We start from the raw sequence: 15,229 nt of genomic DNA on the forward strand, positions 1-15,229 counted from the left end.
TCCGCTTTAGGCGGGATTGTTGGGTGCGGCAACGCGAACAAGCACGGATTTGGGCTCCACGCTGACCTTCACACACGTGGCCGGGCCCGACGGGTCGCCGTCGATCTGGGTTTCCACGGGCATGATGGTACGAATCGTCAGGTTCTGGGAGCGGTAAAAGTCAATGACCGGCAGATTGTTCTTGTGCCGGAACACCACTTTGCCAGCCATCGCCATCCAGCCCAGTGCGCTGCGCGGGCTGACCACCACAACGTCCAGGACGCCGTCGTCAATCAGGGCGCCAGGGACAAAATCAATCCCGCCCGGCAGCAGGCCGCAATTGGCGAACATGACCGAACGGACCTTGCGCTGCTGCGCCGGCTCATCGTCCAGAGCAATGCTGACCTTTTTGCGTGGCCCCGCCATGTGCCTCAGGCCGGCCTCGCTGTAGGCCAGCCACCCAACATGTTCCTTCAGCTTTGAATTCGTGTCGCTCATGACCTCAGCATCCATGCCAAGGCCCGCGATGACCATGAAGGAATGCTTGGAAACGGCACCGGTGACGCCGTCCTCGAGCTCCATGAGGCCCGAGTCGATGTGGCGCTGGTGGCCAAACAACGCGGTCTGGACGCTCCCAGCAATATCCGTTACGTCAAGATTCAGGTTGCGGGCCAACAGGTTGCCGGTGCCCAAGGGAACTATGCCAAGGGGCACCTCGGTGTGGCGCAACGTCTGGGCCACGGCGCGGACTGTGCCGTCCCCGCCGCCCACAATAACGACGTCGGCCTTGGCAGCCAACGCGGCCTGCGCCATCGCGAATCCCGGATCCTCAGCTGTTGTTTCAAAGAAGAGCGGAGCAGGCCATTCTGCCTTCGAGACGGAGCGGGTGATCAGGGTTTTGGCATCCTCAACACCGCTTTTGGTGGGGTTGAAAATGAACGCCACCTGCTGCTGCGCCAAATGAATTTTGTGCGGTGAATCGGCCACCGTGCTGCGGGTGTGCTTTTGCGCGAGCTTGCGCACGCCCAACCAGCTGATAGCAATAACGAGCACAAGAATGACCACAATGATGGCGACAAGAAGTTCAGTTGGCATGATTCACTAACCATATCCCGTGAAGTTGCATTGATTCGATAGGCTTAGGGCGTGATCGATGTACGAGACCTCTGCGAAAATCCCGAAACTTACCGTGCCAGCCAACGTGCGCGTGGTGCCCAACCGTCTGTGGTGGACGCAATCATCGCCGCTGACAGCTCCCGGAAGTCGGCGATCACCTCCTTTGAGGCCTTGCGGGCCGAGCAAAACGCGTTTGGCAAAAAGGTAGCCAAGGCCAAGGGCGAGGAAAAAGCCGCCCTGTTGGCCGAGGTCAAGGAGCTGGCAGTCGCCGTCAAGACGGCCTCCGCCGCTGCGGACGCCGCCGCCGCCGAACAAGACGCCCTGGTGCGCAGCATGCCCAACCTGGTCGCCGTTGGGGTCCCCGAGGGTGGCGAAGACGACTTTGTTGTGGTCAAGACCGTTGGTGCCCCGCGTGAATTCCCCGACTTCGAGCCGAAAGACCACCTTGAAATCGGCGAGCTCATTGGCGCCATCGACATGGAACGCGGCGCCAAGGTGTCCGGTTCACGTTTTTACTTCCTCAAGGGTGTGGGCGCCCGCCTGGAACTGGCGCTGCTGCAGATGGCCATGGATCAAGCCATCGAAGCCGGTTTCACGCCCATGATCACCCCCACCCTGGTGCTGCCAGAAACCATGGCAGGCACAGGATTTGACGTTGCGCACGACGCCGAGATCTACCGCCTGGCCGAGGACGACCTCTACCTTGTGGGCACCTCCGAGGTGGCCTTGGCCGGATACCACGGCAACGAAATCATCAAGGTTGACGAGCCTGTTCGTTACGCTGGCTGGTCCTCCTGCTACCGTCGCGAAGCCGGTTCGCACGGCAAGGACACACGCGGAATTATCCGCGTGCACCAGTTCAACAAGGTGGAAATGTTTGTATACACCACTGTTGAAAACGCTGCCGAGGAACACCAGCGCCTGCTCGGGTGGGAAGAGGATATGCTCGCCAAGGTTGAGCTTCCCTACCGTGTGATCGACACCGCCGCCGGTGACCTGGGCATGTCCGCATCTCGCAAGTTCGACTGCGAGGCATGGGTTCCCACCCAAGACGCGTACCGCGAACTGACCTCCACCTCCAACTGCACCACGTTCCAGGCCCGCCGCCTGAACATCCGCGAGCGTCTCGTCACGGACGACGGCGGCAAGGGCGGCACCCGCGCCGTGGCCACGCTCAACGGCACGCTGGCAACGACCCGCTGGATCGTTGCCATCCTTGAGCACCACCAGAACGCCGATGGTTCGGTCAATGTTCCGGCAGCTCTGCGCAAGTACCTTGGCGGCATGGAAGTGTTCCCGGTTCTGTAACTTCGTAGTTCCTGATGAACGCTTAGGTTAATACTCACACTGTGCACATGGCTGTGAATATTAACCTAGGCGTTCATTTCGTTAAGCCATTAATGGGCTCCTGGCGCCGAAACAGACGGAGGCCCGTTGAGGTAGACCTTGCGGCCCGTCTTTTTCGGCAGGGCACCGTCTGACTCGAGATGTTCACCGCTTTAATGGCTGCAGTATGTGGAATTTTAAGGTCAATCTGATTCACTAGAACTATGACAATGACAGTAAACACTGCAATTGCCGGCATCGATGACCGGTCCGCTAACAAAACAAAGTACCTCGTAGCCCTTGATGTAGACGGCACGCTGGTTGACCACGACGGCAAAATGACCGACGGCGTTCGAGACGCGGCCAGGGCCGTTGTTGACGCCGGTCACCACGTCATTATCGCGACGGGCCGCTCACTCGGTGCGCTGCTTCCCATCGTGGAGATGATCGGTCTGCGCACCGGTTACGGCGTCTGCTCCAACGGCGGCGTCACGATCCGCCTGGATCCGGACTTGGCTGACGGCTATGAGGTCATTGACCGCATCACCTTTGACCCGGCCCCCGCCCTCAACGCCTTGCGCGACCGTGTTCCCGGCGCCCGATTCGCCGTGGAGGACGCAGAGGGCAACTTCCTGGCAACCTCCCGCTTCCAAGACGACAGCTTTGGCATCGAGGCCCGCGGCGTGGACTTCCACCACCTCTTGGACGCAAAGGCCGTCCGTGTTGTGGTCAATAGCGCCGAGGCCAGCACGCAACAATTTGCCGACGCCATCGCCGCAGCCGGGCTCAGCGGAGTCACCTACGCGATTGGATGGAGCGCCTGGCTGGACATCGCGGCCGCCGGTGTAACAAAGGCGTCCGCACTTGAGGTTCTGCGCGCATCCCTTGAGGTGAACAGCGCTCTGACGGTGGCCGTCGGGGATGGCTCCAATGACATTGAGATGCTCCGCTGGGCCGGCCGCGGCGTAGCCATGGGACAGGCCGAGGCCGAGGTCAAGGAAGCCGCCAATGAGGTGACAGCCTCCGTGTACGACGACGGAGCTGTAGCCATCCTGCGCAGCTTGGTTTGAGCCACGGACTTCTGGTCCACATCGCAGAAATGGCGACTTTCAAAGTCTGAAAGTCGCCACAGGTGCCATTTCGATGACCAGATGAACTATGGGCTGGCTTCACGCCATCGCGGCGTCCACCGGGGTCATGTCTTTTTCGATCGCGGCCCGCAACTCGGGTCCGTCAACGTGGCCGTGAGCGTTGACATCGTGCCAAACGGCTAGGGCCATCACTTCCTCGGGTGACCCTGCAATAGTCACCTGACAATTGGCCTCACTGGGAGTCTTGCGGCAGTCGACCATTACTCTGTTCATAATTCGCCTCCTTTCCACGTACTCCCACCCATTTTCTACCTGCTGGTGGGCAAAGACAAGGAGAAAGGGCCTGGCCACACCTACCCGGACATTGTGAAGCTGGACGCAAAAACGGCGCTCCCAAGAAGGGAGCGCCGTTTTTGAGCCGGGCCCCAAGTCAAGGCGCGCCGGCGGCCTGGATTGGGGAGGAGCTGGGGACTAGTGCTCGGTTGCTTCGAAGCGCTTGATCGAGGCTTCGAGCTCGGCTTCGGCAGCGGCGCGGTCGGCCCAGCCCTCAGCCTTGACCCACTTGCCGGGCTCCAGGTCCTTGTAACGGGTGAAGAAGTGCTCGATTTCCTTGACAAGGAATTCGTCAACGTCGGAGAGTTCCTGGATGTGGTCGAAGCGCTTGTCGTCGACAACACACAGAACCTTGGCGTCGCCGCCGCCGTCGTCGGTCATGTTGAATACGGCGATGGGGCGGGCATCGACAACTACGCCGGGGTGCAAGTCAAAGTCCTGCAGCATGACGAGGGCGTCCAGGGGATCGCCGTCTTCGCCGAGGGTGTTGTCGAAGAAGCCGTAGTGGGTGGGGTACTGCATGGAGGTGAACAGCACGCGGTCCAGGCGGACACGGCCGGTCTCGTGGTCAACTTCGTACTTGACGCGTGATCCGCGCGGGATCTCAATCGTGACGTCGTGCTTCATGGTTATGCTCCTCATGAGGTGGTGCGCACGGCCAGACACGGCCTTGCACAGGAATTCCGTCTAGTATGAGGATATAGGCGCTTTCGTTGCGCTAAAAACCCGCCTGGAATTTCCGGGCGCACTTTTGCCCTTTTCCCGCACCGATTGGCGAGCCGGGACCATTCACGAAGGAATCACCTGCTCTATGGGACGCACGTCAAAAGTTGTGACGAGCGGATTGCTCATTTGTTCTTTGGCTGCCGTGAGCGTTCCGGCCGGGATGCAGCTGGTTCCCGCGTTCCTCCCGCAGGACCCTGCTGCCGTGGCTGTTTTGCCTGCCGCCCAGGAAATGCCAACGACTCTGGGCGAGATATCCGGGGTTGCGCCGTTGCTTTCCACCGCGCCCCTGCCCAATGCGGCGACCCTTGCCACGGACCTCAAGAAGGCTTTGACGTACGACGCCGAAGGTACTTTTGGCATGTATGTGGCCGACGCCGTGACCGGCCAGGAGCTGTTCTCTCAGGCTGGTGAGACTGCCAAGACTCCCGCATCCAACCTGAAATTGCTCGCGGCCGGTGCCGTATTGCGAACCCTGGGACCCGATGCCCGCTTCAGCACCGATGTTGTCTCCGGCGCCACGGCTCATGAGATTGTGCTGCGGGCCGGCGGCGACGCCATGTTGGCCTCCGGTGAGAGCGAGCCCGGTTCGGTCATGGGACATGCCGGCCTGGCCACCTTGGCACAGCAGAGCGCCGCGGCGCTCGCTGCAGCTGGCGTCACAGGCCCGGTAACCCTCACGATCGATGACACCCTGTTCACGGGAGCCGCACTGAATCCCAAGTGGACCGACGGTGATGTTGACGCCGGTGAAATCGCGCCAATCTTCCCCATGGCCATGTATGCCGGACGTGTTGCCCCGGAAGTGTTGACGGGAGCCCGCCCACAGGATTCTTCTGTTGCCGTGGCCGAAGCATTCGCCAATGCGCTGGAGGTGGCGGGAGTGGCCACGACGGGAGCCATTACCCGTGGAAGCTCGCCGGCGGCAGATGCTGACACAACACCAGGGCAGGCCAAGCCCGGCTCCGTACTGGCATCGATAAGTTCGGCCACTGTGGCCGAACAGGCGCAGTACATGCTGGCCGAGTCGGATAACTATGTAGCCGAAGTCTTAGGGCGGATGGCGGCCCTGAAATTGGGCCTGCCCGCCAGCAACGACGGCGCCGTGGCGGCTGTGCGCCAAGTGGTGACCGAGCTGGGTTTGCCCATGGACGACGTCGTAACCACCGACATCTGCGGCCTGGCAACGGGCAACCTGATCAGCCCCCGGAAGTTCGTCAAGCTCCTGAGCCTCATGCTGGCCGACCCGGCCGCGGACATCGGCCAGGCACTGCCCGGACTGCCGATCGCCGGGCTGACCGGGTCTTTGGACAACCGCTTTGTCAGTTCAACCCAGATCGACGGCGCCGGCGTTGTCCGCGCCAAGACCGGCTCCCTGAATCTGGTCACCTCACTCTCGGGCTACGTCATCAATAGTGAGGGCCGGCTCCTGGTCTTTTCCATTCTTGGCAACGGCCTGACCGACGGCGCCGCGGCCGCACGTCCTGTGGTGGATGCGGCCGCGGCGGTACTGGCCCGCAGCTAGTTCAACCGTCTTGGCCGGCCTGTCTTAGTTGGCGAGTGCCTTCTCCAGTGCCTCGCCGCGTTGGGTGAGGAAAGTGCCTAGAGTTTTTGATTTCTCCGCAATCTCCTCCTTGGTCAAATCGTCGCTTGCAGGAATCGACTCGGTGATGGAGGCTAGGAGCGATTGCGCCGTCCCCTCGGCAAACACCTGGGTGTAAAGCTCTTGGTAAGCGGAGTCGTAGAGCAACTTGAAAGTATCCGAAGCAAGGAAACGGGTCTTGAGGGAGTTGCCGCCCAGTCCACCGCCCTTGCCGCCCATTCCGCCGCCACCCATGGACAAGGATTCGTCCGGGCTGGCTGTGGCATTGCCGCTCAGGGCCAAGTTCAGATCCCACGAGATGACCGAGATCTTCTTAGTGCTCAGATCGTAGCTGAGGTAGTAATTCTGGCCCGGGCCGGCCATGTCATCGGAGTTGGCCAACAGGTTCTGCGTAGCCACGTACTTGGCAAAAGAATCCACATCAACCCAGTTGGCCAGTTCGGCGTCGAAGGTGGCGTCATCTGCCCCATCAAGCCATTTAAGGAAAGCCACGATCGGGGTGGCGTCCTGGGTGTCAGTTTTGTTGAGCTGCTTGAACTGGTCCTCGTATACCGAGAGATCGTCACCTTGGTAGCTGAAGCTTGAATCGGCGTCGGCCTTGAAGACCACGCTATTGCCGTCATCGATGCTCTCGCCGTAGGCCTCATCGGGGTTCTCCAGCAGTAGGCGGGTCTGCGTCGCCGAGCCGTTGACCGAGTATGTTGTGTAGGCGTAGCGCTGGGTGGACTGGCCCGTGGCTGCTGTAACCGACAAGGCCAGTGCCTCATTGATGACGGGAGTGCCTGGCCGGAGGGCCAACTGGGTCAGACCCTCGTATTCAGTGCCGTCAACGTACTTGTCGAAACGTATGAGCAGTGGCAGTGAGGCCGGATCGTCGGCAGAGATGTTGGAGGAATCGCCCATCCCCCCGGGGGCGCCACCGACTCCTCCCTTTGCCATATCGGTGGGCATATCGGTGGGCATGGTGCCGCCAGCACCTTCCGGCGGAGTCCCACCGCGACCGCCCATGCCGCCAGCCATATCTGTTGGAAGATCGGTGGGCATGGTGCCGTCAGCTGCCCCGCCCTGGCCCATTCCGCCCCCGCCGGACTGCGCGCCACCAAGGCTCCGCAGGGTGGAGTTGCCCTTGAGCCGGACGCCGACGTTTTTGATCAGTGTTCCATCGATCGTGATGTCGGCACTGATCCAGGCCTTGTCTGAGTCGGTTTCGTAAGCCGCGATCATGGTGTCGTAGTCGTCCTCGTCCCAGACGATGCTGACATTGTGGGCGGCGTTGGCGTCGAACAACTCCACTGCCCCCTCGATCGACGTTCCGGCCTTGCCCGTGACGGCCGCCGTGCTCGAGGTGGAGACGGAACATCCGGACAAGGCCAACGCCAAGACGGCTGCCGTTGCGGAGACGGCCTTTGCTTTTTTACGAATTTTTCTGAGAAACGAGTTCCTGGCCATGATGGAGTCCTTGCAGTGGGGAGGGGGCAGTGGGAGGGAACGCGATGGTGGTGCGGCTTAGCGCATGCCGGGGCCACCGCTGGTGGTGTATTCGCCGGCCGTCGCCGTGGTGACTTCCGTGGCGCCGGTGGCGGAACCCGTGGCGAGTCCGGCTTCAACGTCTGCCGTGCCGCCGGTGAAGACCGTGTATTGCTCCCCGGCCTTGATGTCAGCGCTTGAGAAGACGATTGACGATGTTTGCTTTGCGGTCACAAACGTTGCCACTACGGCACCTGTTGAGTCGGTGATCTGAACTGCTGTTCCGGCGGCGACGGGGGAGTCAAAGCTGATCTGAAGGCCGGACTGGGTTGATGTTTCACTGGGGGTGACAACCATTCCTGCGCTGCCTGCAGCGGCGATGGTGCCGCCCGAGACAGTCAGATCGCCGTTGACGTCCAGGGCGCCATTGCCGTCAGAGGAGGGCCCGTTGACAACTACGGTTCCGCCGCTGATCGAGGCATTGCCGTTGGAGTCCAGGCCGTCCCCTTCTGCGTTGACGGTTACCGTGCCACCTGAGATATCCAGGGAGAAATCGCCCACGGTGTCCATGCCACCGCCACCCATGCCGCCTTGCGGGGCGCCTTCGCCGGCGCCTTGTGCGTCACCGGCGGCTGCATCTGAAGTTGTGGACCCGCCGGCGGCGTTGAGGCCGTCGTCGTTGGAGGTGATGTTGACGGTGCCGCCCGAGATGGCAATGTGTGCGGCCTCGAGGCCTTCTTCGGATTTTGAAACTGTGGCCGCGCCGTCGCTGATGGTCAGTGTGGTGGCGGCCTTGATACCGTCATCGCCGGCTGCCACATTCAGCGTTCCACCAGCCACCAGGAGCCAGCCGCGGTCGGTTTCGGTGTCGTTGGTGGACTTGACGCCGTCTCCTCCTGCCGTGACCGAATAGCTGCCGTCGAGCAGCACTGTGTAGTCCTTGCCCTTAATGCCGTCGTCGGTTGCCTTGACGGTGACATTGCCTGCGGCCAGCACCAGCCCGTCCTTGGTGGAAATGCCATCTTGGTAATTGCCGTTGACGCCCAGGGTGCCTGTTCCGGCAATGGTGAGATCTGCCAAGGAGTAGATGGCCGCGTTGGCGGCATCGGTTCCCGTATCAGCGTAGGAGGCAGCATCGCTGAGGGTATTGGTGGTGCCGTCATCAAGGAAGAGCAGAACCTCATTGGCGCTTTGAATATCAACCGCCGAGCCGCTGGAACTGGTCACTGTGGCATTGTCCAAAATTATGCGCACCACATCTTCTTCTCCCGCCGCGACCACCAGCTCGCCGTCGCCCAGCGTTCCGGAGACCCGGTACGTTCCGCCCGCGGTGATGGTTACCGTGTTGCCATCAACGGAAACTGCATCGGCGTTGGTGCCCGAGGCTGCGCTGGAACCATCTGCCAGGGACACCGTGGTTTCCTTGGCCGCATCCCACGAAAGATCGTCAGCATCGAAGTGGGTTGACTCGGCGATGCTGCCGGCCAACTCGGCCGTCGTTCCGCTGGTGACCACGCTGGTAGCTGAGGACGTGGCAGCGGAGGTGGTCTCCGACGTCGAACTTGAGGACTGTGCCGAACAGCCAGCCAAGGCCAAGGCAAGGGCGAGTGCGGCTACGGAGGTGGCGCGTTGTGCTCGGGAGAAGAATTTCATGGTGTGTTCCTTAGTGGCTGGGGAGTTGCGGCATGTTGTGCAGCACTGTGTGGTGCCAGCGGTTGGCTGGCAGGTGGGGCATGAGGGTGGCCATGCCGGTGGCGAACTTCGAGATCCGGGAGGGGCGGATGCCGTTCCGCCACAGGTGCTTGTCGAGTTGTCCGGGGGCGGAACCGGATTTTGTTTCCACCACGACTTGGTCCCTCATGACGAGCGGACACTGTCCGGGCAGTGACCAGGCAACGTTGAGATCGATCGTGGCCCGGCTGTTGGAGGCTGGGAGGTAAAGGGTGATTCGCCCGTAGACGGTTTCCAAAACGGGGGCAAGATTGACCGGCGGCGTCCGCCCGGTGCCCGTCAGCGTTTCGGCGATATACGCCGCACCCTCAACTGTGATTCGGGAGCGGTCGGCAAGGTTGTAGGGGATGCGTTCCTTGACGGTGGCACTGCGTGAGCCCTCGGTTTTGACCTCCAAGAAGCTCACACCGCTATTGAGATAGCTGCGGGTGCGGATCTTGTAGCGCCGGCGCCGGCCATAGGCGGCCAAATGGTAGCTATCCAGGGCGGGCGTATCGAAGTACACGGAATCGTAGGGGAAGATCTGCAAACCGTTGGTGTCCAGGACCTGCATGTCCGCGTCGAAACTGTTGAAAATCTGAGTGAATTTATCGACCGGAACCAGATATTTCCGGTCGATCCGGGTCTGCAGGGCCGCAGTCGTGTTGAGGTCCTCCAGAGTGATGGTGGGCAGTGCGTCCAGCCGGGGACTCAGGGACGTTTGGTAGCCCAGGCTCACGAGGCACCAACCTGGTCAAAGCCGTGGCCGGCCCGAGCTGGCAGCTGTTCCTGGAGCGGGCCGCGTGATGCCGTTTCCTGCTTGGGGTAGACGCCAATCTCGAAGCGAACGTCTACATGGGTCTTGTCGTTGACCAGGTCAAGGCACTGGACAATCACGGTGTGGACGGTTCCGCCGAGGACCTCTTCAAGCCGTGCATTCAGAGCCGAGGGATCGGCGATGGCCTGATCCAAAATGACGCTTTGTTGACGGTAGGACGGCAAGACGCGGGGGCTGTCGCCGATGAACATGACCACCAGAATCAGGGCCATGAGGGAGAGTGAAAGCCACAGTGGTTCAACGCCCAACCCGGCAATCAGGCCAAGGGCCAGTGCCGAGAAGTAGTACGCCACCTCATGCTGGGAGAGTTCGGTTGAGCGCAGGCGGATGATGGAGAGAACTCCAAAGAGTCCCAGGCCAAGTCCGACGCCGGCTGCCGAGCTTGAGAGTGCCGTGGCCACTGCCAGGACGCCAACGTTGATGCCGAGGTAGGAAACCACCAGGTCGCGCCGCCGGTGCCGGCGAAGATACATGCCAAAGGTCATCACCATAATTGCCACGAGATCGGCGGCCACGAATATCCAAGCGTTCATAATTGTCTCCACATTCAAGGTTCAGAGGGGTTCTATAACTAGATTTCCGCGTGAAGCTGTGCTGAATCTGTGCTGGCAGGCAGCTGGGCTTGTGAATACATCGATGGCGCCGAATTCTTTTCTGCAGCCGTGGTCCGATCGCGGAAAAGGAACCGTTTTTGCACGGCGAAACTAAGCAGAAACAGGATTGTCTCGGTCAGAATTTTGGCCGGAAACGCAGGCAGGCCGGCTTCTGTGAAACTGATCAAGAGGCCGTAGTTGGCAGCCAGCAGGAGCGCCACGAGAGCAAAGTAGCGCCCGGCCGTCCGTGTGAGCGGGACAGAACGTCCTTCGGGAAAAACAAGGTGCCGGTTGACAGCGAAATTAGCGCCGGAACTTATGATTCTGGCGCCCAGGACGGACAACCACAGGGACCCTGTGACGGCCATGAGAATCAGGAAAGCCACGGTATCGATTAAAAAACCCATGAAGGATGACATGGAGAATTTCACGAGAGGTGCGTAGATCCTCAGGGAATCGCGCAGGGGGCGGAAATGGGACGACTCGTTCTCGGCAATATAGATTGTGGCGATGCTGACGCTTTCCAAGGTGTAACCCTGTGAGCGGGCCTCCAGCAACACATTGAGCTCATATTCGTAGCGGTTTCCACGCACCGACAGCAGCCAGGGCAGCAAGTGTGCGGGGTAGCCGCGGAGGCCCGTTTGGGTGTCTCGCAGCCAGGTTCCGGTGGCCAGTGCAAAGAAGAACCGGGTGGCGCTATTGCCAAAGCTGCTGCGCAGCGGAACTTGGCCGCTGAAGTGGCGTTCGCCGAGAACAATCGCATTGTTGGGCGCAACCGCGCCGGCCACACTGAGGATGTCTGCGACACAATGCTGTCCATCGCTGTCGGCACACACCACATCGTGACCGGGGAAGTTGGCGGCGATATAGCTGAAGCCGGTTTTGAGCGCCTGCCCCTTGCCATGATTGTTGGGGTAGCCAATGACCCTGGCCCCAAGGAATTTCACCTGTTCATAAATAGCTTCAAAGCGTGGGCCGCTACCGTCGTTGACAACAACTATGGTTGCCCCGGTTCCGGAAGCGTTCAGTTCCCGGATCAGTTCTGGGAGTTTTGCATCGGGTTCAAAGGACGGGATCAAAATAATCATCGCGGCCTACCTCGCCAAGTAGAGGATGTCGGAGGTGCCGCGTTCCTGGTTCTTGCCCAGCGGGTTGTTCACCAGTGCGCCGTTGAAGTACATGGTTGAGGAACCGCCGCCGTCGATGTTGTACGCGCTGGTGGCACCCAGATCCAGCATGATCTGAGCCAAGTCCGGGATCGTGACTCCCGCGCTGTACCCCGTGGAGCGGCCATCCACCACCACGAGCACCAGCTGATTGGTGCCGAGGACACCAATGGCTGTTCGGGGCTGAAGCCCCTGAATGGAGTGATTGCCAAAATTGGTGTCGACTTCGATGCTGTCTATGCCGTCCTTGACGGCGCCGTTCTCAATGAGTGATGGGCCGAAGGAGAGAGTGTTCCACACACCGTTGGCCACGAGGGTTGCGGCATCGGTGGCCGTCTCGTCATACACCTCCACAGTTCCATCACGGTAGAAGGCGAGGCCCTCCCTGGCGCCGGCGTCGCGGTAGGCAACACCGTTGCGAATCACGATTCCGGTGTCGCGGAAGCCATAGTAATCACCGTTTATGGCAAAGATGGCGTCCTTGTCCTGGGCAATTGCGGAGGTGTTTTCGGTGATGTTCTCCCCGAAGCTGTTTTGCGCGAACGCCGACTTCAACGCGGTCGCGTCGCGCAGATCAATCTTCGCTGTGAAGTAGTTCAGCGTCTCGTCGCCGCTTCCGGCGGTCACCTGCTCAATGGCCAGCGTGACGTCCTGCGAGGTGAAGCCTTTCTCGCTTACGACGCCGGAGGCATCGGAGCCGCTGGTTTCAGCGGCGCTCGCCGTGCTGGTGGATTGGGACGCGGCAGCACTGGCCTCGTAGGCATCGACGTCGCTGATTTCAACGTGTTCTACGACGAACCGGTCCAAGGCCCAGGCCGTGGCGCCACCGGCGGAGAGGAGGAGGCCGAGCGCCCCGCCGAGGACAACGCGCCGGGTGGGCGTCTTCTTGGTGGCGGCGCCTGCGGTCGGTGAATCGTGGTCAGTGGGAGGGGAAGAAGTGTTCATACTTCTTTTTTACGCAGGCACCCTGTGCCGTTTGCGTCCCCTACCTTGTGCTGAAGCTGTGAGCCTAAACCGGATTGTTACCGGCTTGGAAGCTGCAGCGTGAAGCACGTCCGGCCGGGGATGCTGGTCACGGTGATGGTGCCTTGATTTGCTTGGGCCAGGGCGTCAACAATGGCTAGGCCAAGCCCCGAGCTGTTGCTTCCCCGGCTACTGGCCCGGGAGGCATCTGCCCGGCTGAAGCGCGTGAAGATGTGATCAAGGAACTCTTGGGGGATGCCTTCCCCGTTGTCCTCAATGGACAGTGTGGCCAGCCCCTTTGCAGTTTCCAGGCTCACCCGAATGTGGGTGCCTGCTTTCGTGTGCTTGGCGGCATTTGAGAGCAGGTTGATGATGATTTGCCGCAGTTCCGACTCAACGGCAAAGACCAAGACGGGTTCCTCCGGGAGCGCCAGCGCCCAAGAGTGATCCTGGGCGGCAACTTTGCTGTCCTGGGTTGTCTCCATCAGTAGGTCCGTGAGGTCAACCGTTTCCGGCTCTCCCCGCTGGCCCTCATCGAGTCGGGCAAGGAGCAGCAGATCCTCCACGAGTGCGGACATGCGCCGGGATTCACTGTCGACCCGGTGCAGGGCTGCGGATCCGGACGGGGTCAGCTTCTCACTTAACAGCACAAGCTCCGTGTAGCCGCGGATGGATGTCAGCGGGGTGCGAAGTTCATGGCTGGCATCGGCCACGAACTGGCGGACCTTGACTTCGCTGGCATGGCGGGCCGCAAAGGAGCGGGTGAGGTGGTCCAGCATGTTGTTGAAGGCCACTCCCACATCCCCAATTTCGGTGCCTGGGGCGGCAGCCATGGGCGGGATGCGCACATTGATGGCGGCTTCGCCCGAGTCCAAAGGCAAAGAGGCAACCGTCGTTGCTACCGCCGAAAGCTCATCCAAGGGGCGCAGGGAGCGCCTAACAATGAGGGTGCCTACGAGTCCAATCAACGCCAGACCAGCCACTGACACGACCACGGTTGTCCACGCGAGTGAATTCAGCGTTGAGTCCCGCTCAGCGGTCGGGAATCCCACCACGAGTTTGCCATCCGTAGGAATGTACGTTGTTGAGGCGGCGAGCCGGTACTTGCCGGTGGACAGGGTCAATTCCGTGGCCGCTCCGGTGGGTGCCAAATGTTGAATCTGTTCCAGATCCGCGGTGGTCAATGCCACGGCAGAACCGTCCGCCTGAACAACAGAAGAATCGATGACGGTGCCCGGGGTCCCCTGCGCGAAGACCGCTCTCAGCGTGCCCGGGCGCTGTCCACGGGTGTCCAAGGGATTGGGCGCCCCGGTGGGAAGCGGATTTCCGCTGCTGGGCTCCGTGGGGGATCCCTGCGGCCCGCCCTTGGGCCCGGCGGAGCGTGCAGCGGATTCGTGCAGGCTGCTGTCGATTTGTGCCGTGAGGTAGTTGTTCATGGCCAGATGGCTCACGATTCCAATCGTGGCACAGATGGCGGCAAGCAACGCCAGGACGGCAACGATCAACTTGGTGCGCAACCTGTGCGTTCGCTGGTTTCGCGCCCCGGCGCTCGCGGAAATAGCCACTATTTAGCCGGCTTGAGTACGTAGCCAACGCCACGCACGGTGTGAATCATAGGGGCGCGTCCGGCATCGATCTTCTTGCGCAGATAAGAAATGTAAAGCTCCACAATGTTGGCCTGGCCACCAAAATCGTAGTGCCACACCTGATCCAAGATTTGGGGCTTGCTGACCACCCGTCGTGCGTTTTCCATAAGGTAGCGCAACAGTTCCCACTGGGTGGCGGTCAGGTCAATGTCTTCGCCGCCGCGGGTGACCTCACGGGTGTCGAAGTTCAGCACCAAATCGCCCACCACAATCTCGGCGTTGTCGGAGGAAGCAATGCCGGAGCGCTGCACCAGGCGGTGCAGGCGCAGCATGACTTCCTCCATGCTGAACGGTTTGGTGACGTAGTCATCACCACCGGCCGCCAGCCCCGCAATGCGGTCGTGGACGCCGTCGCGCGCTGTCAGGAAAAGTGCCGGGATGTCCGTGGCGAACTCACGGATCTTTCCCAGTGCCTCGATGCCATCCATGCCGGGCATCATGACATCAAGAACCAGCACGTCGGGGCGGAAGGTGCGGGCCGTGCGGAGGGCCTCGGCGCCGTCGCCCGCAGTGGCAACTTCCCAACCGGCCATGCGCAGGCCCATGCTGATCAGTTCCGTCAGGCTCGCTTCATCGTCAACTACCAGGGCGCGGATGGGGCTGCCATCCGGGTGGGACAGCGGCGGCAGGTCGGTGAATGAGATTCGCGGGGTCTGCGTCATGAACATGTGTCTT

The 15,229-nt window shown here is 61.1% G+C and carries 14 protein-coding genes; 3 read left to right on the plus strand and 11 right to left on the minus strand.

Features of this window, described 5'->3' with window-relative positions; all coding sequences use genetic code 11:
• Nucleotides 1-6: 6 nt before the first annotated feature.
• A complete protein-coding gene (locus tag BLV41_RS16210) occupies nucleotides 7-1,074 on the minus strand; it encodes a diacylglycerol/lipid kinase family protein (RefSeq protein WP_074712489.1) in 1,068 nt (355 codons plus the stop codon).
• A 51-nt stretch (nucleotides 1,075-1,125) separates the two neighbouring features.
• On the opposite strand from BLV41_RS16210, the gene serS reads away from it, so the two are divergent.
• Together serS and BLV41_RS16220 are read left to right on the plus strand one after the other, a co-directional pair.
• Nucleotides 1,126-2,403: a serine--tRNA ligase gene (gene serS / locus BLV41_RS16215; RefSeq protein WP_074712490.1), complete on the plus strand. Its 1,278-nt coding sequence runs from the start codon at nucleotides 1,126-1,128 to the stop codon at nucleotides 2,401-2,403.
• 242 nt (nucleotides 2,404-2,645) lie between these two features.
• Nucleotides 2,646-3,491, plus strand: a complete 846-nt coding sequence (locus BLV41_RS16220; RefSeq protein ID WP_074712491.1) for an HAD family hydrolase — start codon at nucleotides 2,646-2,648, stop codon at nucleotides 3,489-3,491.
• Between the two features lie 99 nt (nucleotides 3,492-3,590).
• Here BLV41_RS16220 and BLV41_RS16225 read toward each other — a convergent pair whose 3' ends face one another.
• Both BLV41_RS16225 and BLV41_RS16230 read right to left on the minus strand, forming a co-directional pair.
• Nucleotides 3,591-3,785, minus strand: coding sequence for a DUF1059 domain-containing protein (locus BLV41_RS16225; protein ID WP_044579739.1), 195 nt, complete (start codon nucleotides 3,783-3,785; stop codon nucleotides 3,591-3,593).
• Between the two features lie 198 nt (nucleotides 3,786-3,983).
• A complete protein-coding gene (locus BLV41_RS16230; protein WP_044579741.1) occupies nucleotides 3,984-4,472 on the minus strand; it encodes an inorganic diphosphatase in 489 nt (162 codons plus the stop codon).
• Between the two features lie 184 nt (nucleotides 4,473-4,656).
• Between BLV41_RS16230 and BLV41_RS16235 the strand changes: the two genes are divergently transcribed.
• Nucleotides 4,657-6,093 carry a D-alanyl-D-alanine carboxypeptidase/D-alanyl-D-alanine-endopeptidase gene (locus BLV41_RS16235; protein ID WP_074712492.1) on the plus strand — a complete coding sequence of 479 codons (1,437 nt, stop codon included), beginning with the start codon at nucleotides 4,657-4,659 and terminating at the stop codon, nucleotides 6,091-6,093.
• A gap of 24 nt (nucleotides 6,094-6,117) precedes the next feature.
• Here BLV41_RS16235 and BLV41_RS16240 read toward each other — a convergent pair whose 3' ends face one another.
• The 8 genes from BLV41_RS16240 to BLV41_RS16275 all read right to left on the minus strand — a co-directional run bounded on the left by BLV41_RS16240 (nucleotide 6,118) and on the right by BLV41_RS16275 (nucleotide 15,216).
• Nucleotides 6,118-7,620, minus strand: a complete 1,503-nt coding sequence (locus tag BLV41_RS16240; protein ID WP_074712493.1) for a CotH kinase family protein — start codon at nucleotides 7,618-7,620, stop codon at nucleotides 6,118-6,120.
• Between the two features lie 57 nt (nucleotides 7,621-7,677).
• Entirely contained in the window at nucleotides 7,678-9,291 is a 1,614-nt protein-coding gene (locus tag BLV41_RS16245; protein ID WP_074712494.1) for a carbohydrate-binding domain-containing protein, read from the minus strand.
• A gap of 10 nt (nucleotides 9,292-9,301) precedes the next feature.
• Nucleotides 9,302-10,087, minus strand: coding sequence for a polyphosphate polymerase domain-containing protein (locus tag BLV41_RS16250; RefSeq protein WP_244516943.1), 786 nt, complete (start codon nucleotides 10,085-10,087; stop codon nucleotides 9,302-9,304).
• The gene (locus tag BLV41_RS16255) at nucleotides 10,084-10,719 is read right to left on the minus strand and encodes a DUF4956 domain-containing protein (protein ID WP_074712495.1); all 636 of its coding nucleotides are present in this window, start codon (nucleotides 10,717-10,719) and stop codon (nucleotides 10,084-10,086) included. The genes BLV41_RS16250 and BLV41_RS16255 overlap by 4 nt, the downstream gene beginning before the upstream one ends.
• A 38-nt stretch (nucleotides 10,720-10,757) precedes the next feature.
• Complete coding sequence (locus BLV41_RS16260; protein ID WP_074712496.1) at nucleotides 10,758-11,867, minus strand: bifunctional glycosyltransferase family 2/GtrA family protein; 1,110 nt, start codon at nucleotides 11,865-11,867, stop codon at nucleotides 10,758-10,760.
• A 6-nt stretch (nucleotides 11,868-11,873) separates the two neighbouring features.
• A complete protein-coding gene (locus BLV41_RS16265) occupies nucleotides 11,874-12,890 on the minus strand; it encodes a phosphodiester glycosidase family protein (RefSeq protein WP_074712497.1) in 1,017 nt (338 codons plus the stop codon).
• A 77-nt stretch (nucleotides 12,891-12,967) separates the two neighbouring features.
• The gene (locus BLV41_RS16270; RefSeq protein WP_244516944.1) at nucleotides 12,968-14,473 is read right to left on the minus strand and encodes a sensor histidine kinase; all 1,506 of its coding nucleotides are present in this window, start codon (nucleotides 14,471-14,473) and stop codon (nucleotides 12,968-12,970) included.
• Entirely contained in the window at nucleotides 14,473-15,216 is a 744-nt protein-coding gene (locus BLV41_RS16275; RefSeq protein ID WP_074713390.1) for a response regulator transcription factor, read from the minus strand. The genes BLV41_RS16270 and BLV41_RS16275 overlap by 1 nt, the downstream gene beginning before the upstream one ends.
• Nucleotides 15,217-15,229: the final 13 nt, after the last annotated feature.

The sequence above is a fragment of the Arthrobacter alpinus genome, assembly GCF_900105965.1.
GTDB classification, from domain to species: domain Bacteria; phylum Actinomycetota; class Actinomycetes; order Actinomycetales; family Micrococcaceae; genus Specibacter; species Specibacter alpinus.